Source organism: Spirosoma endophyticum (assembly GCF_900112365.1).
Lineage (GTDB): Bacteria > Bacteroidota > Bacteroidia > Cytophagales > Spirosomataceae > Spirosoma > Spirosoma endophyticum.
Genome location: NZ_FOLQ01000005.1, coordinates 187,913 through 211,616, shown reverse-complemented (window position 1 = coordinate 211,616; position 23,704 = coordinate 187,913). Strand labels below are relative to the sequence as shown.

Sequence of the window (23,704 nt, the reverse complement as noted above, 5' to 3'; positions counted from 1 at the left end):
CTGGTCATTTCAATCTTGTAAATCTTGATCCAGGCCATCGGCTAGTTGACAGCGTTCATTTGTTAGTTTGCCAATATTTTCGGTTAGGAGCATGCGCGTTTTGGCATTGTCGAAGTGTTCACTGAAAGAGGAGCGGAGTTCTTTGCGTTTCATGGCTTCCAGAAAACGGCGAACGTCGTCGGGGGTTTCGAGCAGGAGGGGAGGCACTTCAGTTGGGCGATCGGCATCATCTTTTGCCACCATCGTAAAATAGCTGGTGTTCGTATGCTTGACACTGCCGGACTTCACATTTTCGGCGATCACTTTAATGCCCACGACCAGTGATGTCCGGCCAACGTAGTTAACTGACGCCATCAGGGAAACCAACTCGCCCACCTCAACTGGTTGCCGGAAATTAACATTATCTACCGAAACCGTTACGCAATATTGTCCCGCATGTTTAGCTGCACAGGCATAGGCAACTTTGTCCATTAGTGACAGTAACGTACCGCCGTGTACCCGGCCTCCAAAATTGGCGTAAGCCGGAATCATTAACTCAGTGAGTGTCGTGCGCGAGTGATTGACGGGTTTAGCTAGCATCTGGAACCAGGATTTATATGTTTTGAATGATTGGCAGGATTTTGTTTGTTGAGTTTAACAAATATCTGGTAATCTATGAAGTTTAAAAACAAAGAAGCCGCTCTGATGTGAAGCGGCTTCTAAACAAAATCATAATAATCCCTAAATCAGCTAAATCCCGGTTTCAGACGGCAAAACTTTCTCCGCAACCGCAGGTGCGCGTTGCATTAGGGTTTTTGAACTGAAAACCTTTACCATTCAGACCGTCCGAAAAGTCAAGTTCGGTACCGGCCAGATATAACAGGCTTTTGCGATCTACCAGAATCTTAATGCCTTTATCTTCAACGAGATGGTCGGTTGGCTGCTGTGTCGCGTCGAATTGCAGATCATACATCAAGCCTGAGCATCCTCCGCCTTCCACAGCTACACGGATAGCCGTATTTTCGGTAAGACCGTCTTTCTGACGGAGTTCAACAATTTTATTTTTAGCGATTTCTGAGACAGTAACCATGGTCGTAATAGAGTCGTAATTGGCGCATATCAATGCTATTCTCTATAACTTTCGGCCAAACAGAAAAGTTCTTCTCTCACCTATGCTAACAAACGTCGAACACATCGGAATTGCCGTTCGCGACATTGCCGCATCGAACGAGCTATTTGCCAAACTACTGAACATTCAGCCGTATAAATCGGAGGCAGTAGAATCGGAAGGCGTAACGACTTCGTTTTTTCGGGTAAATCAGACCAAAATAGAGCTTCTTGAAGCAACCAATCCCGATAGTCCCATCGCCAGGTTTCTGGAGAAAAAAGGCGAAGGTATTCACCACGTAGCGTTTGAGGTAGAGAATATCGAGGCCGAAATGGAACGGCTAAAAGCCGAAGGGTTTACGTTACTAAATGAGGTTCCTAAACGCGGAGCCGACAATAAATTGGTGTGTTTCCTGCATCCAAAAGCCACAAACGGCGTATTAATTGAACTGTGTCAGGAAATTAAGGAGTAAAGTAGAATGACGGAAGGAAACAAAAAAATCTTAATGGCGCTGTTCGTTTTAGTCGTGACAGTTGCCAATGCTCAAGTACCCAGTAACGTAGCACGATATACCCAGCCCGGCGTCGATGTTCAGAATTATGCATTCTCGCTTACGTTAAGTGACTCGACCAACCAGATTCGGGGTGAAGCCACCATTCGCTTTGTCCGCGCTGATGATCGGCAAACCGTCTGGTTTGATTTGATTAGTCCCAAAGGTGATTCCGCAAAAACGGGTATGAACGTGCGCTCGGTGAGCCTGATCGATGGGAAAACCACACCGTTCAGCCAACGAAACGATCGGGTATTTATCAACCTGCCACCAGCTCCCGGCCAGCCTACAGAAGTCGTGATTCGGTATGAGGGCACACCAGCCAAAGGATTGATTATAAGCCAGAATAAGTTTGGGGAGCGCACATTTTTTGGGGATAACTGGCCCAACAACGCCCGGAATTATTTGCCCGTCGTGGACCACCCATCCGATAAAGCCACTTGTTCATTCACTGTCAATGCGCCCGCTACGTATCGCGTCATTGCAAATGGTAAATTGTTAGGCGACAGTAATTTGCCGAACGGCCGGAAGCTAACGCGCTGGCAGGAAAATACGCCTATTCCAACGAAAGTGATGGTGATTGGTGCGGCTCACTTTGCGGTCGACGAGGTCGGTGCGGTGAGCGGTGTGCCGGTGCAAAGCTGGCTTTATCCGGAAGACAGCAAGAAAGGCTTTATTGACTATCGTCCGGCCAAAACGATTTTACAATACTTCATCGATAAAATTGGTCCTTATTCTTACGAGAAACTGGCTAACGTTCAGTCGACAACGATTTTTGGCGGCATGGAAAACGCCAGTTGCATTTTTTATGATGAAAAGATTATTGTCGGCAAGAAAGATTCGGACGTAGAAGCGTTGCTGGCGCATGAAATTGCCCACCAGTGGTTCGGCAATTCAGCAACCGAAACCGACTGGTCGCAACTGTGGCTGAGTGAGGGGTTCGCTACGTATTTTTCGGCCCTTTATCTCGAACACGCCTATGGCCGAGATACGCTCAATGCGGTGCTTAACCAGAACAAAAACCAGATTTTTCGCTACGTAGCGCTTAAGCCCAAAAGCACCGTTATTGACTCGACAACAACAAACTTGATGGATTTGCTGAATCCGAATTCGTATCAGAAAGGTGGCTGGGTATTGCATATGCTACGTCATGAACTTGGCGACGAGATTTTCTGGAAAGGTATCCGGGCGTATTACGAGAAATTCCGCAACGCCAACGCTCAAAGCAGCGATTTTCAGGCTGTAATGGAAAGCATATCGGGTAAGAAACTGGGACAGTTTTTCCAGCAATGGCTTTCCCAACCCGGCTTTCCCGACGTCGTTTGGGGTTCTCGCTACGATGCTGCCAAAAAAGCCCTGGTGATCGACGTGCGACAGGCCCAACGTAGCGGGGCATACTTCACGATTCCGCTCACATTCAGTATTCGGGGCAGTAATGGCCGTGAGGTGCAACGTAGCGCTCGACTGACCATGACTGGACCAACGCAAACCTTCACGATTCCACTGGCCGCCAAACCCGCTTCCGTCGTGATTGACCCCGACAATACCGTACTGATGAGAGCCACGCAAATGGCTAACTAAATTCCTAACTTGCGACTCGGCGCTTCCATTGCCACTAACCGCTCCCCAACCATGCTCAAGCGCGTTTCCATCCAGAACTTCAAGAGCCTAAAAGACGTAACGCTCGACCTTCAAAAAGTCAACTTGCTCATCGGCCCGAACAACTCAGGCAAGACGAATTTTTTGAAGGCGTTGGAAGGCTTCTCAATTGGCGGCATAGGTTCTGAAAATATTGAAGTTTTAGAAGCAGTTAGTTTCAAGCATAAACGGGTAAATATTAATTACGAATTTGAGTTTTGGCCCGATTCTGAAGGCTATATGGCAAAAAGATATACTGAATTAAGAGATAAAGTATATCATTATAAGCAGTATTACGGAATAAAAAGTGGTGACGATTATATTACAATAGAAACTAAAATAGAAGATTGGTTTGCGGAAAAAGATGGTGGGAAAATACACATTGAGACACTTAGTGGTCATAGGAGAGAGTTTTTTGATTTCAAACAAACCAAAATTTTTCGCCCTGATCCGACTAAGCTTGTTCAACAAGTCAAGTTATCCGCAGACCAAATACAATTGCTTGCTGATTGTTCTAATCTTATTGCTTTTTTCTATTATGTTGACAACAATTTTAGAAACACTTATGCTCGGCAAATCAAGGAAGACTTCTCGAAATGTATTCCTGAAATTGCCTACTTTACGCTTCCACCAGTAAAAGTTGGCACAGACAGCTTACTTGGACTACGATTTTTTGATAAAGAAGATAATGGTTATTGGGCAGATGAAGTGTCAGAAGGAGTTCTTTACTTCCTCGCTCTTCTCTGCATTATCAATCAACCCACCCCACCCAAATTACTTCTTCTTGAAGAGCCGGAACGCGGCATTCATCCACGCCGAATAAGGGAAGTAATGGACTTTATTTTTCGGTTAGCTGATGAGAAAGACGTTCAGATTATCCTCACGAGCCATAACGAGCACGTATTGGATGATTTCGCAACCCGTCCTGAAGCTGTCTTTGTTTTTGATAAAGATGAGGAAGGCGCTACGTATGTAAGAAATCTCCAAAAGGACATCATCGAGCCAACGAACCAGCGCAATCGTGAATTAGGTCTTGATGAAATTGATTTGACAACTAATCTGAGCGAAAACTGGCTTTATGGACTGTTAGGAGGAGTTCCGGCAATTCCATGAGTAAAACACTGAAATATACATTGATTGGTGAAGGGTTTGCTGAGTATCAGTTTATTCCGGCTTATATGAATTGGATTATTGCCAATTACCCCCAAATCAGAAAAAAACCTCTTCTAATTGAACAAATTGTCAGAACCAAAATACAAATTCCTATAACCAAGAACCCTAGCGTATCAAAAGTCTTACAGGAGGCTGCCAATTTATGCGTCCGGTCATTTGCTGATGATAAGAATCCTTGCGATCTTTTCATTGCTGGTATTGACCTAGATGAGCCAGACTTTACGCTGGAGCGGCATGACAAACGTATTCAGGAGTTGAAAGAGAAAATGGGTAAAGTGTATAAGTATTACAAGAAAGACATTATTCTGTACGTTCCCATTCAGGCTATTGATTGCTGGATTCACTACGTTCAGAACAATGCAACTGCCAACAGCTTAGAATCAACTGGAAAAGACGAAATCAAAAGGAAAGTTTACGCTGACAAGAATCCAGATCGTCAGCGAATTGAAAAAGTCGCTCGTGAAGCGGGCACCAAAGCCGACTTTGCTAAACTCGCTAAACAATCCCGCAGCTTTGCCCATTTTCACAAGCAGGTAATAGAATTTCTTGACCAGTATAGCCACTCATAAAACTTCCATAAACACGAAAACGCCACGGTCGTGAGGCCGTGGCGTTTTCGTGTAAATTCACTCGATTAGTTCAGTGTGAGCGTGCGAGTTGCTGCCGTAGGGGTCTTGGTAGACAGTGTAATGGGGTGAACCGTTACGTCGCTTCCAGAAGCTACTTCAATCGTGTATTTGCCATCTTGTAGATCGCTCAGATCGAACTGGAAGTGAAAGCTTCCCTCTTTTTTGCCGACGAGCTGTTTGCCTAACAAGGCTCCATCGAGAGTTTTTAGGGAAATAAGCATGAATTGGCCCGGCGCCCGCTCAACATATACATTCAGTTTAGACGCGGATGGTGATGGGAAAACAGCCACTTTATACGAGGCTGTTATAGCTGTATTTGTAGGATTTTTGGCAGTTGTGGCGGCCGTTGATACCAAAGTGGCCGTGCTCAGGAGTAGGGCGGTAAGTAAGGATTGTGCTAGAGTTTTCATGGTTGTTCGTATTTGTTTATGGTCTAAAAGAAGAATGAGTCAAAGGTATGACGCGACAAACGTCTCATAAACAGAAGTTTGTATGAATGTCCTGAAACGTGCCATGAATGGTTGGAATTGAAGTACGAACTGTTGAGTGGCTGGTAGCGATCCAGGAACGTAGCGGTCGCTAAAACGAACTACCTGATTCTGACGTTTACTTTACTAGATTACACAACAAAGCGCCACAGAATCGCCTAAAACCGGCAGTAACCGCCATGAACTATTATAATTCCATTATCGACACCATTGGCAACACGCCCCTGGTGAAACTCAACAAAGTCACGAAGGGGATTCGGGGAACCGTGCTGGCGAAAGTCGAGTATTTCAATCCCGGTAACTCCGTTAAAGATCGCATTGCTGTCCGCATGATCGAGGATGCCGAAGCACAGGGTATTCTTAAACCCGGCGGCACCATTATCGAGGGCACCAGTGGAAACACCGGCATGGGGCTTGCGCTGGCCGCGATTGGTAAAGGCTACAAATGCATTTTCACAATGGCCGATAAGCAGTCGCAGGAGAAGATTGATATTCTGCGGGCGGTTGGTGCTGAGGTGGTCGTTTGCCCCACCAACGTAGCGCCCGACGATCCACGGTCGTATTATTCCGTCGCGAAAAAACTCAACCGCGATATTCCGAACTCGCTGTATCCCAATCAGTACGACAATCCCGCCAATACGGCCGCTCACTACGAAAATACCGGACCTGAAATCTGGCGGGATACCGATGGTAAAATCACACATTTCGCGGCTGGTGTTGGAACGGGCGGTACGATTTCCGGTACGTCGAAATTCCTGAAGGAGCAAAGTTCAGATCTAATTACGATTGGTCTGGATACATACGGTTCTGTATTTAAGAAGTACAAGGAAACGGGTCAGTTCGATGAGGGTGAAATTTACCCGTATTTAACGGAGGGTATTGGGGAAGATATTCTCCCCAAAAACGTGGATTTCAGCGTAATTGACCACTTTATAAAAGTCACTGACAAAGATGCCGCCATCATGGCCCGGCGGTTATCCCGCGAAGAAGGCCTGTTTGTCGGTTGGTCGTGTGGCACGGCTGTACACGGTGCGCTCGAGTGGGCGAAAGATAACCTAACCGACGATGACGTACTGGTTATTCTGTTGCCTGATCACGGCACGCGCTACCTGGCCAAGATTTACAATGATACGTGGATGAAGGACCACGGCTTTCTGGAGGATCGGGCATTTAAAACGGCCCGCGACATTATCCATCACAAAGCAGGTCGGGGCGATGGATCGAACTCGCAGTTAACAACGATTGGTTCGGGCGTATCGATTAGTCAGGCTATTCACGTATTGAATCGCTACGGTATTTCGCAGATCCCGGTTACAGATGAGAATAGCCACATTGTTGGCAGCCTGACCGACTCAACAATATTAAACCGACTTATTGAGGACCCAAGCGTAAAAGATCACCCGGTTAGCGACGTAATGGATAAGCCGTTCAAGTTTGTCGGTCTGGATAACACCATCGATGCTTTGTCGTCGTTAATCGACCGTGATAACAAAGCACTACTCGTCCGCGATGAAAAAGAGCAGGTTCACATCATCACCCAGGCCGATTTACTGGCCGCAATGACAAACTGAAAAGATGCATGATATAAGGTGTATGATATATGATTGCTCCCGTTAAAGCATATATCATACCCCCTATATCATACATCTTTAACCTACCGTCGATTATCCCCACCATCCATCATGCTGAGGTAACTCATGTAGCGACTTTCAGCGATTTCGTTCTGGGCGACGGCTTCTTTTATAGCACAGCCGGGTTCGTTGAGGTGCAGGCAGTTGTTAAATCGACACTGATTCAGTCGGTCGCGCATTTCGGGAAAATAGTGCCCAATTTCTTCTTTCGACGTATTCATCAATCCCAGCTCCTTAATGCCCGGTGTATCAATGATATACGTATCAGGTGCCAATTCGAACATCTCCGCGAAGGTCGTCGTATGAACGCCTTTATTGGCGAACGTAGACACCTCATTGGTGCGTAGGTTCAGGTCGGGAGAAATAGCGTTCACAAGAGATGATTTCCCAACACCCGAATGTCCCGATAGCAGCGTCACTTTATGATCGAGCAAATTCCGGAACGCATCCACGCCTTCGCCATCAGTCGCCGAAGTTGATAAGCACTGATAGCCAATGCGCTCGTATAGTTCTATGATTTCCTGCTGAAACTCCAGGCCTTCATCGCTCAGAATATCGGCTTTGTTGAAAACAAGGGTCGTTGGAATGCGGAATGATTCGGCCGAAACCAGAAAGCGGTCAATAAAACCCAGCGACGTACGTGGCATGGCAAGTGTGGCTAGCAACACCGCCTGATCGAGGTTAGCGGCCAGAATATGCCCCTGTGCTGTTTTGTGGACCGATTGTCGGATTATGTAATTCTCGCGGGCAGCAATGTCGGTGATGATCGCCGTATTTTCGACTTCATCTTCCACATCAAACGTCACCCGATCACCAACGGCAATCGGATTCGTGAATTTCAGCCCTTTAATTTTAAATTTCCCCTTCAGTCGACCCTGAAAAATATGACCGTCCGCATTGCGAATATCATACCAGGAACCTGTGGAGCGTATAATTAAGCCTTGGTGTGCCAATGAGTGAATAAGCGATTGAGTGAATTTAAGCCAAGCTCATTATTTGTTCTACAACCTTCATAACCTGAGCCGTTGCGCCAATGTTCCGCTGCACGTAATCACGACTAATCTGAGCCGCTTTCGATCGGTCCAGATACTGCTTTGTGAATGCTGATGTCAGTTCGGCTACCGTGCTTACCGGAAAAGCGGCACCTTCTTTTACCAAATCGACGGCTTCCTGATAGGTAGCATACTCTGGTCCAAAAAACAACGGCATCCCGAACGTAGCAGCTTCCAGAATGTTATGTAATCCCTGCTTGAATGCTCCACCAATGTAAGCAAATTCGCCGTATTGATAGAGCGATGAAAGCATCCCGACGTTGTCGATAAAAAGCACTTCCGCGTTACGTATCTCCGGTTCGTTTGCCTGCGAAAAGCGTACGGAAGGTCTGGTTAACTGCCTTCGCCAGCGTTCAATTTCATCGTCATGAATTTCGTGTGGCGCAACAATGATACGAAGCGGTGAAGTAAACGTATTCAGGAAAGGAATCAATGCGTTCATGTCCTCGGGCCACGCACTGCCTACAACCAAAACGAGCTGGTCATTTTTGAAAGCAGCCGCCAGCGGAATTTCCTTTCTAGCGGCTGCCACTTGGGATACGCGGTCGAAGCGCGTATCGCCCGCCTTAATAACATTCGTGATCCCGATACTGGCCAGTAGATCAATCGACTCCTGATTCTGCACCAGAATGTGATCGAAATAACGTAGCATATTGCGGTAGAAGGAGCCCCAGGGCTTGAAAAAAAGCTGGCTTGGTCGGAAAATGGCTGAAAATGAGATGATCGCTACGTTGGCTGATTTTAATTCATGGAGGTAGTTGTACCAAAATTCGTACTTAATAAAAAACGCAATTTTTGGCTTGACTGAGGCAACAAACTGTTGGGCATTATCGGGCGTATCGGCGGGTAGGTAAACGATATAATCGGCTCCGTTGTAATTTTTCTGTACTTCATAACCCGAAGGCGAAAAAAAAGTCAGCAGGATTTTATAGCGGGGATATTGCGCCCGGAAGGCTTCGATTACAGGTCGTCCCTGCTCAAATTCGCCTAACGAAGCCGCGTGAAACCAGGCAATTGGATTTCCTGAATTTTTGGCGAGTTTTGCCGACAGATGGGCTTGCCAATCCTGCCGGCCATCGACCCATTGTCGGGCTTTACGATTAAATGGAGCCACCAGCCGCAGCAGGAATTGAAACGTGAAAATACCTGTGTTATAGAATCCCGCAAACAAGCGAATGAGCGTTTGGTTATTATTAATTATAGATACAAAGTTACAAACTCTATTATCAAACTCCCCCGTTCATGAACACCTACGATACACTCACCGAAGCTATTGAAGGGCTCCGAAAACAAGGCTTTGTTCAGGATTATAACCTTAAGTCGGATCGCCTGCATTGTCAACCCGATAACGTTGAACTGCATCCTGCCGATTTCGATATTGTTGAGGTATACCGGTTTGAAGGGATGACTGATCCCGGCGATGAGGCCGTAGTATATGCTATTGAAGCTAAAAACGGCAATAAAGGTGTGTTGGTTGATGCCTACGGTATGTATTCTGAATCTATCTCTCCAGAAATGGCGGAAAAGCTACGATACACGCCCGAAAACTGACGAACTTTTCAGCGTGAAAAATGATTTTACGTCAACAGAATGTATGTTGTTACAATGAACTGGAACAAACTCACGAGCGACGCTCAACTGGATGCTATTAAAGAAGAGTCGGCGAGACAGCCGGTGCTGATTTTTAAGCATAGCACAAGCTGCTCTATTAGTGCAATGGCTCTTAGCCGGATGGAACGCAACTGGAGCGACCAACTGGGCGTGAAACCGTACTATCTGGACTTGTTGGCAAATCGGCCCATTTCGAGAAAAATCGAAAGTGAATTTGGTGTCGAACACGAGTCCCCTCAAGTGCTACTGATCCGCAATGGACAGTGTATATACGATGCTTCGCATATGTCCATTTCATTTGCGGGCTTGCAGCAGGCGGTATAAAAGTAAACGTAACGCGGGCGGAAGCCCGTTTAGTAGAAATTCTCTTACTAAACGGGCTTCCGCCCGCGTTACGTTTACTCTTTTAGGGTAATTTTTGCCCGATGGCAAACGCCCCCAATTGGTGGATTGAATTTCGAAACGCTTACTTCAACGGATTGGAGATCAGGATATTGGGCGCGTATATTCTGAATGATCTGGTGGGCTATATGCTCAAGCAATCGAGCAGACTGCTGCATGACTTTGGCCGTAATCTGATACAAATCTGCATAATTAACGGTTGCACTCAGGCGATCGCGACGGGCGGCTTCGGAGAAATCTGCCGTTACGACAATATCCACCGAATATTTATTGCCCATTTTCTGCTCTTCGTCATAAAAGCCATGATAGGAGAAAAACTCCAGCCCTTCTAAGGCAATTGTTCCCATAAATAATGAGTAATGCGGGTGGAAACCCGCTTCTTTTCAGCGGGTTTCCACCCGCATTACCTAGATCTGATCGAAAAATGAGCCGCTTCTATTAGGTTGCGCTGCTTCTTTCAGTTCGTCTGGCTTTGGCCCGGGCGTAGTGACTATTGTTGAATCAGGAACAATTTGCTTGTCAACAGTTGCTGCTTCGGCAACGGGCGCTACTTCCCGAACTGCTTCGGTTTGTGGCTGACTAGTCTCCGACTTAATGGCTTCTTCAAGTTTTGCGACCATGGATTCATCGACTGGAATGGCTTCCGGAATTGCCATGGTGCGGTCAGCTAACGAAGGTAGATCGGCAACTGGATTTGTGGCTATAACTGATTCGGATCTTACCTCGGTAGCGGCTTCAACAGGCGCTTGCTTTTTAACGTCGGTCTCCTTCAACTCTTCTGTGATCTGCGTAGCGACTTCGTCTATTTTTCCCTTTAAATTTTGTTTAGCGAATTTCTTCTCGAAGCGCTCCACACTATCAATGGCATTACTGGCAAGTGTGCGAATCTGGACGGATAGATTCTCCTTATAACTTTCTAAGGCCTTGAAGTCATGTTCTAACGACTTCAGATCATTCAAAATATTATCTTTTAAGTAGTGAGCCTGATTCTCAGCATCCTGAACCATTAATGCCGAGCGTTTACGGGCATCAGCCAGCATTTCATCGGCTTTCTGTCGTGCTTCGCTGATGTATTTTTCACCAGCTTTATTGGCCTGATCGGTAATTTGAGTACTAGTGTCTTCGGCAGTTTTAAGTGTACGAAACAAGGTCATTTCTACTTCTTTCAGTTTCCCCAGCTCTTTCTCTGCTAGTTCAAGTTGCATTTTCAACATTTTAAAGTCACTGGTTTGTTTCTCCCATTCCTCAGACAACGAAGACAGAAATGCATCGACATCTTCGGCTCTGTAGCCGCGTAACCCTTTCTCAAATGCATGCTGCCGGATTTCGATAGGCGTAATTTTCATGGGTGCGCTTAGGATTATAATGAGTTACTGACTAGCAGATAATGGTGAAATAACATGCATAATACGGATTTTACAAGAAATAGAAGGAAAAACCGGCAAATCCTACTCAAACGATAGTTATTGGCTTATTTTCCACACCGAGATCGTTCGGTCATCACTGGCTGAGAGAAGCTCCTGATGGTAGTCTGTCCACAATAATTTGTTGACCGACGTACCGTGGCCAGCATGACGTGCCCGGTCGACAACTTTCAACAGGCGGTACGTATCAGCGTCCCATATCTTGATCGATTTGTCCATGCTGGCTGTAGCTACTAAATGGCCGTCGGGGCTGAATGTTAAGTGATTAATGGCAAAAAGATGCGCTACTATGTCGTTTTGCAGGTCATAATTCTTCTCTACGTTCCAAACCTTTAGATGGGCATCGCGCCCGGCTGAGAGCAGGAATCGAAAATCTGGTGAGTAAGCTAGCGTAAAGACTGAATTTGTATGCGCCGGAATCACGCGTTTGAGGTCGTATGTCGTTAGATCGAAAATACGTATCGACTTGTCGCTATAGCCAACGGCCAGTTCGCGCTCTACCGGATTTATGGCTAGGCATCGTGCCGATTGATCTGATGCCTTGAGGTATTTTTTTGCGGCCATTTGCTCAGCATCTAACACGGCAACGACCCCGTCTGATAACGCTATAAACGCATCATTTTTGTAAAATTTGATGTCGAAGATAGCGGCCGAAGTGAGTTTCAGCGAACCAACTTCCTGTTTGTTAAGCGTATCAATCAGGTGAATACCTTCATAATTCTGGCCAACCCACAGTAACCCACTAACCGGATGCAAGGCCAATGCATACACTGAGGCTGGTATATTGGCTACTAACTCGCCCAGGTCAGGTCGGTCGAGACGCCAGCGTACGATCAATCCATCGGCACCCGCCGAAAAAAACTGATTGGATTGCAAACCAGTCTCTAACGTGTAAACACAGTCCCGATGACCCCCGAACGTATCAATTTTTTCAATAATCACAGCCCAATGACAAACAAATTGAATGTCAAAGGTCGTTAAACCTTTCTTTTTCTCGAACTTTGGTTTGTGACTTTCCAGATAGATACAAACAATGAGTGCCTTGCCATACTTCGGCCCATTACGGAAGACGAACCAACCCTTCAGGCTCGTCTTCTGCTAACGGTTTCGGAACAGGAAGATTTAGCGAGTATCAGTCATGCGGGCCAACGTATCGAATGGTTAGCTTGTCGGGTGGCTATCCGTCAATTGATCGAAGCGCAGGGTATAAACTACGCTGGTCTACGGAAAGATGAATTCGGGAAACCGCATCTGATTAACTCACCCTGGCACATTTCATTGTCACACACCACGGGCTGGGCGGCCGTGGTACTGCATCGGTCACGACCGGTTGGTATTGATATTGAGCCAATTCGGGAACAATTCCGGCGTGTGGTACCAAGGGTTTTATCCGATGACGAAATTACCCACGCAGCCGGTGATCCGAACCGATTGGCGGTTTATTGGTGTGCGAAAGAAGCCCTGTACAAACTTTACGGAAAACGCCAGCTCACCTTTCGGGACCATTTGCATGTAGAACCATTTGCGGATGGACAGAGCCAACTCGTCGGTCACGTTCATCTGCCCGATCACGAAGAAAAATTAATAATTCGCTGTTTTCAGGCCGGTCCCGGTTTGCTGGCGGTGGCGTATTGAAAAAAGTCGTAAGTCGTAAGTCAATAGTCGTCAGTAACTGACTGTGGCGGCCACTGACTTACGACTTACGACTTACGACTTACGACTTACGACTTACGACTTACGACTTACGACTTTTTTACCGTTGGGTATAATCAGACAATGGCAATCCATCGCCATCGTCCCGAACGGCATTGAGAATTTGCTCAACCTCCCGAACCCGCTCCGTATCGCCGTTTTTCTCGAAGGCCAGCGTCAGGTTACGTAGTACCCGGCGAACGATGTCGGCGTTGGTGCAGGGTTGATAGAATGTTTCTAACCGTTTAATATTCAGTTGATCAATATACTGGTCAATGTCCTTAGTCGTAAACACCAATCCACGGTTGAATACGTTGATGTAAAACTGAACACCACTGCTGTTCTTGTAGGTAAGAACGAACAGATTTGGTAGGTTGACTCCGTAAACAGGTAAGTTCAATCGCTTGGCTATGAGCATATAGAGGATACAAAGCGTGATCGGATTTCCCCGTCGCGATTCGAGTACCTGGTTGATCATTGAGTTAGCGGGCGAGTGAAAATGCTTGGTGTTTGGCGCAAATTTTAATTTTGAAAAAAATGCGCTGTTCATCGCCTTGATCTGCTCATCGGGGTGCATGTCGGGTTTAAAGTCGACCCAGGCATCGTAGTATAACTGCTCTACGTCTTGTCTTAACTTGGCTAGTGAAAGATCGGGGTATTGATACGTTGCCACGATCCATAGTCCTTCGAGGAGATCCATTCCGCCCCCGTTTTTCCAGTCGCGCATCCGATCCAGCACTGATTCGTACTGAAGATCGTGAATGATTTCTTCGATACGTTTCTGAAGTTCGGGGTTAAAACTTCCTTCCCATTCTGACTCTAAAAACGGGATCATTTGCCCGCCCATTTGCCGAATTTGCTGTTCGACGTGTTCAACAACTTCCCGATCGTCGTCGTCTAAGAGCGAGATAAGAGCTTTCAATTGGTTGTCATTCATTCGTTTGTACCGCTTTGCTGGATGACCCTAGAATAAAAACAGTTTTCGGAAACCTTATGAATATACTACTTTTGTCTGGTTTTATGACTCGCTATGCTAAAGTAGCAACAAAATCTTTATAAATAACGATTTGACTACCTCAGGCAATTCCCCTAAAATTCTGGTTACTGGTGGTGCTGGTTTCATTGGCTCACACACAGTTGTTTCGTTGGTTAACGCTGGTTTTGAACCGATAATCGTTGATGATTTTTCGAACTCAGAACGCTCTGCTCTCGATGGATTGCGTGCCATTCTGGGACGCGATGTCACGTGTTATTCGGTCAATTGCAATGATGCTGCGGCTATGGAAGATATCTTCAGTCGGGAAGCTCCCGTGGGCGTTATTCATTTTGCCGCCTACAAAGCCGTTGGCGAATCGGTAGCACAACCGCTGAAATATTATCGCAACAATCTCGACTCGCTTTTACTGTTGCTGGAGTTGATGCCGAAATATAAGGTCTCTAATCTTGTATTCTCGTCGTCCTGCACCGTGTATGGCCAGCCAGAACATCTACCGGTAACGGAACAGACGCCCCGGCTGCCAGCGCAATCGCCCTATGGCAATACGAAGGCTATCGGCGAGGACATCATTCGTGATGCCGTGCGGGCACAGATTCCCGTAAACGCAATGGCGCTACGTTATTTCAACCCGATTGGTGCCCATCCATCAGCAGAAATCGGCGAATTACCATTGGGCGTTCCGGCAAACCTGGTGCCGTTTATTACGCAGACAGCTGCCGGTATCCGTACCAGCCTTACCGTATATGGCAACGACTATAATACGCCGGATGGAACCTGTATTCGAGATTATATTGATGTAATGGATCTGGCAGATGCACACGTACAGGCGTTGAAGAAGCTCAGCGAAGCAACGACGGGCTACTCATACGATGTCATTAATATTGGTACGGGTCGGGGTGAAACGGTTCTGAACGTCATAAAAACGTTTGAGCAGGAAACAGGTGTTAAGGTGAACTATGTGATCGGCCCACGTCGACCTGGTGACGTTGAACAGGTATATGCCGATGTTACGAAAGCAAACCAGGAATTAGGCTGGACAGCCCGCCGTTCCTTAGGGGAATCACTGCGGGATGCGTGGCGCTGGCAGCAGAAAATTAAATAAACGGGTTTGCGGTTTTTAGTTTATGACATTTGGGTATCTGAAACTATATTCCGTAATATCGTAAACCGTAAGCCAAAAGCTGAAAACTTAACTAAGATGAAACTTCTTATTACCGGCGGTGCCGGGTTCATTGGGTCGCACGTAGTACGATTGTTCGTTACGAAATACCCTGAATACCAAATATATAATCTGGATGCGTTGACCTACGCGGGTAATCTGGCTAATCTGTCGGATATTGAAAACGCACCGAACTACACATTCATTAAAGGCGACATCACCGACGCGAAATTTCTGGAGGATATGTTCGCTGAATTGTCTTTTGATGGCGTGATTCACCTGGCGGCTGAGTCGCACGTTGATCGCTCCATTACCGACCCCATGTCGTTTGTGATGACCAACGTAGTAGGCACGGTCAATCTGCTCAATGCGGCTAAAAATAGCTGGGTAAGCACTGGTGGCTTTGACGGTAAACGATTCTATCACGTCTCGACGGATGAGGTGTATGGCTCCCTACACAATCCGGAGGATTTCTTTACTGAAGAAACGGCCTATGATCCCCAGTCGCCCTATTCGGCTTCTAAAGCCGCGTCGGATCATTTTGTGCGGGCGTATGGCAATACGTACAAAATGCCGGTTGTGTTGTCGAACTGCTCGAACAACTACGGCCCAAATCACTTCCCTGAGAAGTTGATTCCGCTGATGATTCATAATATTCAGACCAACAAGCCTTTGCCCGTTTATGGTAAAGGCGAAAATGTTCGTGACTGGCTATTTGTCGTTGATCATGCCCGCGCCATCGACGCCGTTTTTCATAAAGGTAAACTGGGTGAAACCTACAACATAGGTGGTTTCAACGAGTGGAAAAACCTTGACCTCGTTCACTTATTGTGCCAGATTATGGACCGCAAACTTGGTCGGCCAGAAGGCACATCGGCACAACTCATTACGTACGTTACCGACCGGGCCGGGCACGATCTGCGCTACGCCATCGATGCGAACAAAATTATGAATGAACTGGGCTGGCAGCCATCGCTTCAGTTTGAGGAAGGCCTCGAAAAAACAGTTGACTGGTTTCTAGCCAATCAGACCTGGCTGGAAAACGTTACGTCCGGCGCTTACCAGAGTTACTACAAAGGAATGTACGCAAATCGTTAAAGAGCATGGGGCCTGGAGCGTGGGGCATAGGGCCTGGAGTCCTATTATCCTATGCCCTATGCCCCATGCCCCATGCTAAAAAATGAAAGGAATCATACTTGCCGGAGGTTCGGGTACGCGCCTTCATCCGCTTACGCTGGCGGTTTCAAAACAGCTGATGCCGGTTTATGACAAACCGATGATTTACTATCCGCTGTCGATTTTGATGCTGGCCGGTATTCGTGATATTCTTATTATCTCGACACCACACGATTTGCCGCATTTCGAGAAACTTCTGGGAGATGGGACACGTATCGGATGCCAGTTTAGCTATGCCGTTCAGCCCAGCCCCGACGGATTGGCTCAGGCGTTTATTATCGGCGAAGAATTTATCGGTGACGACAAAGTGGCCCTTGTTCTGGGCGATAATATTTTCTACGGTTCGGGCTTATCGAAATTGCTTCAGGCGAATAATGATCCCACAGGTGGCGTCGTATATGCCTATCAGGTACATGACCCCGAGCGCTACGGTGTCGTAGAATTTGATGAACAGTTTAACGTACTGTCCATTGAGGAAAAGCCAGATGAACCCAAATCAAACTATGCAGTTCCCGGTCTGTATTTCTATGACAACGACGTAGTAGAAATTGCCAAAAATATTAAACCATCCCCTCGGGGTGAATTGGAAATCACGGATATAAACCGGGTCTATCTGGAACGTAGTCAACTGAAAGTTGGCGTACTAGATCGGGGAACGGCCTGGCTTGACACAGGTACCTTTGAATCGTTGATACAAGCTGGTCAGTTCGTTCACGTCATTGAAGAGCGTCAGGGATTGAAAATTGGCTGTATTGAAGAGATCGCTTACCGCATGAAGTTTATCACGGCTGATCAACTCAAGACTATCGCTCAACCGTTAATCAAAAGCGGTTACGGCGCCTACTTGCTGAATATACTGAAGTAGACCAATATAACCTGGAAAGGCCCAGGTCATAAAAAAACGCCGAGGCAACTGCTTCGGCGTTTTTTTGTAAACCTAACCTATGAGAAATTTCATTGCCCGTCCTGACTCCGTTGAGTCGGTCATTAGCTACGATACAAAGGTAGGTTGCCTGTAGTTGCTCCCTTAAGCGCATAAACCCTGATTTTGAACCTCGAGAGTTAAACAGGCAAAAGCCCGTATTTTACTACGTAGAACTACGTATTGATAAAGGAATAATTTTGCATAAAATATTAATAGATAGACACTTGTGCTGATTTGATAGGTTTTCATGCAGATTGCTATACCACGTTGATTGTTGTAATTTGGCACCGCTTTCCGATTATATCCATCTCCAGGACAACCTTACTGAAACTTAATCCATAATCATTTTCTACATGAGTGCTTTTACAAAAGACGCGGGCCGTATTCTTAGCCCTACTGAAACCCAAACCATGACAGGCGCCTATCGCGAACGTAAAGTGAACGAGGCAGGCCTAAAACCGGACGAGTACGTTCGTTCAGAGTTTTTTGGTCTTGACCACGTAAAACAACTGATTAATCATCCTGATTGTGTGGGTTTACGTATTCATCATGCCAAACGTTGGGAAGATGTCAATGGTAAACCTACAGCCAAAGATAAGGGCCAACTCGTACCCCGCGTGCTGTTGACAGGGGTTGATGCCAAAGGGCGAGATCTACCTGTTTATGCCGACAAATCTGGAATGAAAGACGATAATGGGGGGGGAGGTTCTGTGGGAGATGGACACACATGTCCGCAACATTGTGAGGACAGTAATTAGTTATCAATTCTATGCTTGAAAGGCTACTATTATTATGCGAAAAATACCCTTTGGATTTTATTGCTCATTTAGGTAGTAGCCTTCCTATTATTTCCGGTTTGATACGTCACAAATATTTATCATTATCATCAAAACTTATTATCGTATTTTTTCTTTTCTATTTTACAAAAGAAACTTTCGTATTATGGTTATCTATTCTGAAAGAAAACAATCTGTATTTGCAGAATATTGAAACTATCATTGAGACGTGGCTATTATTGTGGATCGGGTTTTCGTGTTTTAAATCTCATAAATGGCGTTGGGTAGCCCTGGGCTTAGCAATTAGTAGCTCACTAGCAAGCTTTCTGACGTATCAAAGTGACGGCGTTTCTTCTGTAAGTTTGTCATCTTTTCGCCTATTTGCCATATTTTTTTGTTTATCATATTTTAATAAAATACTGACTGATACTAGAGTCAAAAATATATTACTTCATACATTATTTTGGTTTAGCGCGGGCTTACTTGTCTATGTGGCCGGAACATTTTTTATCGTGCTTTTTAGTGAGTACTGGTACAAGGATATTAACAAAGTACCTGCCGAGGTATTTGATAAGTACTGGAATGCAAGCCAGATACTATTTATCATATTCTGTCTGTTTTCTGCCTACGGGCTCTGGACAAGTAAATACGATCAGAAAAATTTACTATGAGTTTGACCGTAAACTATTTAAGTTTACCACTCGCTCAATCGTAAAAGTATATCATTGACATTCAAAGCGAGATTTGTCAACTTTACCTTACTATGGTTGATTTGTAAGTTCCTGTAATGTCGATGGACTCTGGATTTGTAATTGCCGTCGGTACGGCCGTGTTGTTGATGATGGCTGTGTTCATTATCATCTTCGTGGCCTATTACCAGCAAAAACAAGCCAAGCAACAGTTATCGCTCAAGGAACTACAGGCACAACATCGACGTGAACTCATGGCTGCCACGTTCCGGGGGCAAGAGGAAGAGCGTAAACGGCTCGCCGAAGATATGCACGACGGCATTGGCACCATGCTGTCGATTACGAAGATGAGCTTGAATCAGTTGGAGCGGAAATTGGGTGGTGAAGTGCAGGTAGGTTTCGAGTTTCAAAAAACCCGGTCTATGATTGATGAAACCATGACCAATGTCCGACGCATCAGCCGTAATCTGGTCCCTACAACGCTCGAACGGTTTGGATTACTGGCTGCCCTCGAAGAACTGATCGACCGGGCTAATGATGGCGAATTGGAGGTGCAATTGACGTACCCCGAATCGGCCATTCAAATTCCTCCCGCATTGGAGCTAATGCTTTACCGAATTGCGCAGGAACTGGTCAATAATGCCATTAAACACGCCCGCGCCACGCATATTGCTGTCCAACTACTTTGCCTTGATAATGAGATACGTTTGTCAGTAGTGGACGATGGAGTAGGATTCGATTTTGATGCGATTATGGAAAATCGCCAGGGTGGCCTGGGCTTGCGCACCATCGAAAGCCGCCTGAACGTAGTGAACGGACACGTAACGTTCGACGTAGCACCCGGCCGTGGGTCGCAGATTCATGTGCAGGTTCATCTGCATGATGCTCAGCCTGTTGATTTATTGAGTTAATTTGTTTGCTCAATTGTCGTTGTCAACGACTAACAGGCATCTGGCTTAAACTCTACTTCCTCTATGCGAAAAATCAAACTGGCTCTCTGCGACGATCATACGTTATTTCGTGTCGGTATGGCCACCATTCTTGGGCAGATTCACGATTTTGAGTTAATTCTGGAAGCGGGTAATGGACAAGAACTGATCGATAAAATTGCTCGCAAAATGCCCGATGTTGTCTTGCTCGATCTGCAAATGCCTGTCATGGACGGCACCGCTACCGCCGACTACATGCGTGAGCACTATCCGCTCATTAAAATCGTTGTGCTGACCATGCATGATGAAGACCGGATGGTGTTACATCTGCTTGAAAAGGGCGTCAGTGGCTATCTCCTCAAAGATGCCGAAGCGGGTGAAGTGGAAAAGGCCATTCGGAAAGTGATGGACGAAGGCGTTTACCTGACGGAATTTGTTTCGAAAGCGATGCTTCGCAAGATGACGAATAAAACGAAAGTTGATAAACCGGTTAATGGTTTTTACAATAGTAAAATCCTCCTCTCTGAACGCGAAAAAGAGGTGTTAATTCTTATTTGTGAAGGTCTTTCAACCAATGAAATCAGTGAAAAAATATTCCTTAGTCCACGTACTGTTGAAGGTCATCGGCTGCGAATTCTCGAAAAAACGGGCACCAAAAATACCGCTGGCATGGTAGCCTATGCGTTTAAAAATAGTTTGGTATAGAAGTTTTAAGTTGTTAGTAACTGACATTAGCGGCTGCTGACTGCACGGGCGGCCCCGTTACGACTTTTACAAACTTCCCGTCTTCCCTCCGTCGACCGGAACGTTGATTCCGTTGATGGATGCCGCTGCGGGTGTACACAGAAAAGCAACGGCAGCGGCCACTTCTTCAGAGGTAGCAAAGCGGCCCGTTGGAATTTCGCTTTCCATTTGTTTCTCGATCTCTTCCTCTGTCTTTCCCGATGTCTTTGCACGAATGTCCAGCATCGTCTCTAAACGAGCCGTTCGTGTATTGCCCGGCAATACGTTATTGACCGTAATGCCGAAACGGGCAATTTCGAGTGACAAGGTTTTTGCCCATTGCGCAACAGCACCCCGAATCGTATTGGATACACCCAAACCCACAATCGGCTGTTTTACAGAAGTTGAAATAATATTGACAATCCGTCCATAACCTGCCTGCTTCATAAACGGAAAAACCACCTGGACTAACGCCTGATTATTGAGTAAGTGATTATGAAACGTTTGGACAAACTCCTCCGGTTTCGCTTCAATCAACGGTCCACCCGATGGCCCACCTGTATTATTGATGAGGATGTGTACGTCCGGAAATTGGGCTAGGTGCGCTGAAATTGCTTTCAGAACGGCGCCCGGTTGACTAAAATCGGCCACTACGTAGTGATGAGTCTGCCCTTTCGTCGTATCTAAATTGGCCAGTGTCGTTTTAAGTGTTTGTTCATTGCGGGCTATTAGTACCACATTGGCCCCCAGCAGAGCGAGTTCCACAGCCGTAGCCCGGCCAATCCCCTGCGTACTACCACCAACGAGGGCGGTTTTTCCAATCAAATCAAGATTCATTTAGTTTAGACTATATGATCGATAAACATAAGACGGTGACAATTATATGTTGTCTAGCTTATAAAGGGCCATACCAATCATCCATACAAAGACCGGCGCAAAGGCAGAAAAACACCGCTGCCGTAGTTTTACGTTGGCAAATTAACGAGTTTTGCCAACTTTGATTTCAATAATAACCTTTTGCATTCTATCAAACCATGTCTAAGACATTAATTATTGTGGTGGTTATCGCCCTTATTCTGGGCATGTACGGCTGTAGTTCCTACAATGGACTGGTTCAGACCGATACGAACGTACAGGAAAAATGGGCACAGGTTCAGACGCAATATCAACGCCGGGCTGATCTTATTCCAAACCTGGTTCGGACGGTGCAGGGGGCCGCTAATTTTGAAAAAAGCACGCTTACGGCCGTTATTCAGGCTCGTGCCAGCGCAACCCAGGTAAAATTCACTGCCGATCAATTGACGCCTGAGAATGTTCAGAAATTTCAGGCCGCCCAAGATCAGGTGAGTGGTTCATTATCGCGACTGCTGGCAGTGGCTGAGAGTTACCCAAATCTAAAAGCGAATCAGAATTTTCTGGAGTTACAGGCGCAGTTAGAAGGTACTGAAAACAGAATTGCTGTTTCCCGGAATGATTTTAACGGAGCGGTTAAAACCTATAACCAATCAGTACGGTCGTTCCCCAATAACATTTTCGCCGGGATTTTTGGCTTCCCTGTCAAAGGATTCTTCGAAGCTTCGCAAGCGGCTCAGAGCGCCCCAACGGTACAATTTTAAGTAGCACGGAGCAAGGGGTGTGGAGCATGGACTCTGTGCCCCATGCCCCGTGCTCCATTCCCTATGCAAACTACCCCCTTCACTCCCGACGAGCAGCAACGCATTGTAGATGCTATCCGGCAGGCTGAGAAAGCCACATCGGGTGAAATTCGAGTGCACGTTGAACCGCACTGCGCCAGCGCCGATCCTGTGCAACGGGCTATTGAGGTGTTTGACCGTTTAGGTATGCACCAGACTAAGGATAGGAATGGGGTGCTATTTTACCTCGCGCATACCGATCGGAAATTTGCCATACTGGGTGATAGTGGGATTGATGCCAAGGTGCCAGCCAATTTCTGGGAAACCACTAAAGACCTGCTTCGTAGTCATTTTGCTGCTGGCCAGTATGTCGAAGGATTGAGCCGGGGAATCGAGCGGGCCGGCCAACAGTTAAAACAGTATTTTCCGTACGCCAGCGACGATACTAACGAACTCACCGACGATATTTCGTTTGAATGATACTGCCGTGAACGTACCTCGTTTCCTTTCTTATATTGCCCAAACGCTACGTATTGGGTTGATTTTTTTACTGATCATAGCGCCGGTAAGTTTATGGGCGCAGGATACTGCCACCGATGACGGAACATCGGCCAACAACGTTATTCCGGCTAAGCCAAACCCGCCCCGATTAGTCAATGACTTTGTGGGTATTCTGAGCGGCACCGAACGGGCGCAGCTTGAACAGAAACTGAAGGCTTACAACGATTCTACCTCGACGCAGATTACCATTGTTATTGTTAAAACAACGGAACCATATCCAATTGGAGATTTCGCCTTTCAGGTTGGTCGTAAATGGGGTGTAGGTCAGAAGGATAAAAACAATGGCATGGTGATTGCCTGGGCCACACAGACACGGAAAGTCTTCATTGCACCAGGTTATGGATTGGAAGGCGCCATTCCAGACGCGATTGCCAAACGTATCATTACGAACACAATTGCTCCAGCTTTTAAACAGGAGCAATACTATCAGGGTCTGGATGCCGCTACGACCGAGATTATCCGGCGGGCTAGTGGTGAGTACAAAGGCGAACCCGAAACCAGCGATGGTGAGGGACCCGTCGGATTTTTTATTATACTTATTGTCTTGTTTGTTATCATCTTCATTATATCCCGTCGAAATCGGGGTGGCGGTAGCAGTGGCAATCGCGGTGGCGGCTGGGGTGGGCCAATCTTCTTTCCAACATCAACATTCTCCGGCTGGGGTAGTTCGGGCGGGGGAGGTGGCAGCAGCGGAGGTGGTTTCGGCGGCTTTGGCGGTGGTAGTTTTGGGGGCGGTGGGGCCGGTGGTGACTATTAAG

The 23,704-nt window shown here is 46.5% G+C and carries 28 protein-coding genes; 18 read left to right on the top strand and 10 right to left on the bottom strand.

Features of this window, described 5'->3' with window-relative positions:
• Positions 1-9: 9 nt before the first annotated feature.
• Both BM202_RS15635 and BM202_RS15630 read right to left on the bottom strand, forming a co-directional pair.
• Complete coding sequence (locus BM202_RS15635; protein WP_093827682.1) at positions 10-579, bottom strand: acyl-CoA thioesterase; 570 nt, start codon at positions 577-579, stop codon at positions 10-12.
• 163 nt (positions 580-742) lie between these two features.
• Positions 743-1,069 carry a HesB/IscA family protein gene (locus BM202_RS15630; protein WP_093827680.1) on the bottom strand — a complete coding sequence of 109 codons (327 nt, stop codon included), beginning with the start codon at positions 1,067-1,069 and terminating at the stop codon, positions 743-745.
• 82 nt (positions 1,070-1,151) lie between these two features.
• Between BM202_RS15630 and mce the strand changes: the two genes are divergently transcribed.
• Genes mce through BM202_RS15610 form a run of 4 tightly spaced genes read left to right on the top strand, consistent with a single transcriptional unit; the run spans position 1,152 to position 5,017 of the window.
• Entirely contained in the window at positions 1,152-1,559 is a 408-nt protein-coding gene (mce, locus tag BM202_RS15625) for a methylmalonyl-CoA epimerase (RefSeq protein ID WP_093827678.1), read from the top strand.
• 6 nt (positions 1,560-1,565) lie between these two features.
• Entirely contained in the window at positions 1,566-3,218 is a 1,653-nt protein-coding gene (locus BM202_RS15620; RefSeq protein WP_093827676.1) for a M1 family metallopeptidase, read from the top strand.
• Positions 3,219-3,269: 51 nt separating this feature from the next.
• Positions 3,270-4,388, top strand: coding sequence for an AAA family ATPase (locus BM202_RS15615; RefSeq protein ID WP_093827674.1), 1,119 nt, complete (start codon positions 3,270-3,272; stop codon positions 4,386-4,388).
• Positions 4,385-5,017 (top strand): hypothetical protein, encoded by a 633-nt coding sequence (locus BM202_RS15610; protein WP_093827672.1) that lies wholly within the window; start codon positions 4,385-4,387, stop codon positions 5,015-5,017. Before BM202_RS15615 ends, BM202_RS15610 begins: the two co-directional genes overlap by 4 nt.
• 65 nt (positions 5,018-5,082) lie before the next feature.
• On the opposite strand, the gene BM202_RS15605 is transcribed toward BM202_RS15610, so the two are convergent.
• Positions 5,083-5,487, bottom strand: coding sequence for a T9SS type A sorting domain-containing protein (locus BM202_RS15605; protein ID WP_093827670.1), 405 nt, complete (start codon positions 5,485-5,487; stop codon positions 5,083-5,085).
• Between the two features lie 257 nt (positions 5,488-5,744).
• Here BM202_RS15605 and BM202_RS15600 point away from each other — a divergent pair, with 257 nt between their 5' ends.
• On the top strand, positions 5,745-7,136 hold the full coding sequence (locus tag BM202_RS15600; protein WP_093827668.1) for a cystathionine beta-synthase: 1,392 nt from the start codon (positions 5,745-5,747) through the stop codon (positions 7,134-7,136).
• An 83-nt stretch (positions 7,137-7,219) separates the two neighbouring features.
• On the opposite strand, the gene rsgA is transcribed toward BM202_RS15600, so the two are convergent.
• Complete coding sequence (gene rsgA / locus BM202_RS15595) at positions 7,220-8,149, bottom strand: ribosome small subunit-dependent GTPase A (RefSeq protein WP_093827666.1); 930 nt, start codon at positions 8,147-8,149, stop codon at positions 7,220-7,222.
• Positions 8,150-8,174: 25 nt separating this feature from the next.
• Positions 8,175-9,419, bottom strand: coding sequence for a 3-deoxy-D-manno-octulosonic acid transferase (locus tag BM202_RS15590; protein WP_093827664.1), 1,245 nt, complete (start codon positions 9,417-9,419; stop codon positions 8,175-8,177).
• Between the two features lie 71 nt (positions 9,420-9,490).
• On the opposite strand from BM202_RS15590, the gene BM202_RS15585 reads away from it, so the two are divergent.
• Together BM202_RS15585 and ytxJ are read left to right on the top strand one after the other, a co-directional pair.
• Positions 9,491-9,799 (top strand): phosphoribosylpyrophosphate synthetase, encoded by a 309-nt coding sequence (locus BM202_RS15585; RefSeq protein WP_093827662.1) that lies wholly within the window; start codon positions 9,491-9,493, stop codon positions 9,797-9,799.
• 54 nt (positions 9,800-9,853) lie between these two features.
• Positions 9,854-10,183: a bacillithiol system redox-active protein YtxJ gene (gene ytxJ / locus BM202_RS15580; RefSeq protein ID WP_093828073.1), complete on the top strand. Its 330-nt coding sequence runs from the start codon at positions 9,854-9,856 to the stop codon at positions 10,181-10,183.
• Between the two features lie 74 nt (positions 10,184-10,257).
• Here the strand turns inward: ytxJ and folB are convergent, their stop codons facing one another.
• The 3 genes from folB to BM202_RS15565 all read right to left on the bottom strand — a co-directional run bounded on the left by folB (position 10,258) and on the right by BM202_RS15565 (position 12,627).
• On the bottom strand, positions 10,258-10,608 hold the full coding sequence (gene folB, locus BM202_RS15575) for a dihydroneopterin aldolase (protein WP_093827660.1): 351 nt from the start codon (positions 10,606-10,608) through the stop codon (positions 10,258-10,260).
• Between the two features lie 60 nt (positions 10,609-10,668).
• On the bottom strand, positions 10,669-11,607 hold the full coding sequence (locus tag BM202_RS15570) for a DivIVA domain-containing protein (protein ID WP_093827658.1): 939 nt from the start codon (positions 11,605-11,607) through the stop codon (positions 10,669-10,671).
• Positions 11,608-11,724: 117 nt separating this feature from the next.
• On the bottom strand, positions 11,725-12,627 hold the full coding sequence (locus BM202_RS15565; protein WP_093827656.1) for a WD40 repeat domain-containing protein: 903 nt from the start codon (positions 12,625-12,627) through the stop codon (positions 11,725-11,727).
• A gap of 66 nt (positions 12,628-12,693) precedes the next feature.
• Between BM202_RS15565 and BM202_RS15560 the strand changes: the two genes are divergently transcribed.
• Complete coding sequence (locus tag BM202_RS15560; RefSeq protein WP_093827655.1) at positions 12,694-13,320, top strand: 4'-phosphopantetheinyl transferase family protein; 627 nt, start codon at positions 12,694-12,696, stop codon at positions 13,318-13,320.
• A gap of 118 nt (positions 13,321-13,438) precedes the next feature.
• Here BM202_RS15560 and BM202_RS15555 read toward each other — a convergent pair whose 3' ends face one another.
• Entirely contained in the window at positions 13,439-14,314 is an 876-nt protein-coding gene (locus BM202_RS15555; protein ID WP_093827653.1) for a transglutaminase-like domain-containing protein, read from the bottom strand.
• A gap of 130 nt (positions 14,315-14,444) precedes the next feature.
• Here BM202_RS15555 and galE point away from each other — a divergent pair, with 130 nt between their 5' ends.
• The 7 genes from galE to BM202_RS15520 all read left to right on the top strand — a co-directional run bounded on the left by galE (position 14,445) and on the right by BM202_RS15520 (position 20,733).
• Positions 14,445-15,476 (top strand): UDP-glucose 4-epimerase GalE, encoded by a 1,032-nt coding sequence (gene galE / locus BM202_RS15550; protein ID WP_093827651.1) that lies wholly within the window; start codon positions 14,445-14,447, stop codon positions 15,474-15,476.
• Positions 15,477-15,572: 96 nt separating this feature from the next.
• The gene (gene rfbB / locus BM202_RS15545) at positions 15,573-16,631 is read left to right on the top strand and encodes a dTDP-glucose 4,6-dehydratase (protein ID WP_093827649.1); all 1,059 of its coding nucleotides are present in this window, start codon (positions 15,573-15,575) and stop codon (positions 16,629-16,631) included.
• 82 nt (positions 16,632-16,713) lie between these two features.
• Positions 16,714-17,574 carry a glucose-1-phosphate thymidylyltransferase RfbA gene (rfbA, locus tag BM202_RS15540; protein WP_093827647.1) on the top strand — a complete coding sequence of 287 codons (861 nt, stop codon included), beginning with the start codon at positions 16,714-16,716 and terminating at the stop codon, positions 17,572-17,574.
• Between the two features lie 413 nt (positions 17,575-17,987).
• Positions 17,988-18,392: a hypothetical protein gene (locus tag BM202_RS15535; protein ID WP_093827645.1), complete on the top strand. Its 405-nt coding sequence runs from the start codon at positions 17,988-17,990 to the stop codon at positions 18,390-18,392.
• Between the two features lie 11 nt (positions 18,393-18,403).
• The gene (locus BM202_RS37260; RefSeq protein WP_093827643.1) at positions 18,404-19,081 is read left to right on the top strand and encodes a hypothetical protein; all 678 of its coding nucleotides are present in this window, start codon (positions 18,404-18,406) and stop codon (positions 19,079-19,081) included.
• 116 nt (positions 19,082-19,197) lie between these two features.
• A complete protein-coding gene (locus tag BM202_RS15525; protein ID WP_093827641.1) occupies positions 19,198-20,010 on the top strand; it encodes a sensor histidine kinase in 813 nt (270 codons plus the stop codon).
• Between the two features lie 63 nt (positions 20,011-20,073).
• Entirely contained in the window at positions 20,074-20,733 is a 660-nt protein-coding gene (locus BM202_RS15520; protein ID WP_093827639.1) for a response regulator transcription factor, read from the top strand.
• A 66-nt stretch (positions 20,734-20,799) separates the two neighbouring features.
• Here the strand turns inward: BM202_RS15520 and BM202_RS15515 are convergent, their stop codons facing one another.
• Entirely contained in the window at positions 20,800-21,588 is a 789-nt protein-coding gene (locus tag BM202_RS15515; RefSeq protein WP_093827637.1) for an SDR family oxidoreductase, read from the bottom strand.
• A 197-nt stretch (positions 21,589-21,785) separates the two neighbouring features.
• Here BM202_RS15515 and BM202_RS15510 point away from each other — a divergent pair, with 197 nt between their 5' ends.
• The 3 genes from BM202_RS15510 to BM202_RS15500 all read left to right on the top strand — a co-directional run bounded on the left by BM202_RS15510 (position 21,786) and on the right by BM202_RS15500 (position 23,703).
• On the top strand, positions 21,786-22,367 hold the full coding sequence (locus tag BM202_RS15510) for a LemA family protein (RefSeq protein ID WP_093827635.1): 582 nt from the start codon (positions 21,786-21,788) through the stop codon (positions 22,365-22,367).
• 63 nt (positions 22,368-22,430) lie between these two features.
• Positions 22,431-22,865: a TPM domain-containing protein gene (locus tag BM202_RS15505; RefSeq protein ID WP_093827633.1), complete on the top strand. Its 435-nt coding sequence runs from the start codon at positions 22,431-22,433 to the stop codon at positions 22,863-22,865.
• Positions 22,858-23,703, top strand: coding sequence for a TPM domain-containing protein (locus BM202_RS15500; RefSeq protein ID WP_093827631.1), 846 nt, complete (start codon positions 22,858-22,860; stop codon positions 23,701-23,703). Before BM202_RS15505 ends, BM202_RS15500 begins: the two co-directional genes overlap by 8 nt.
• Position 23,704: the final 1 nt, after the last annotated feature.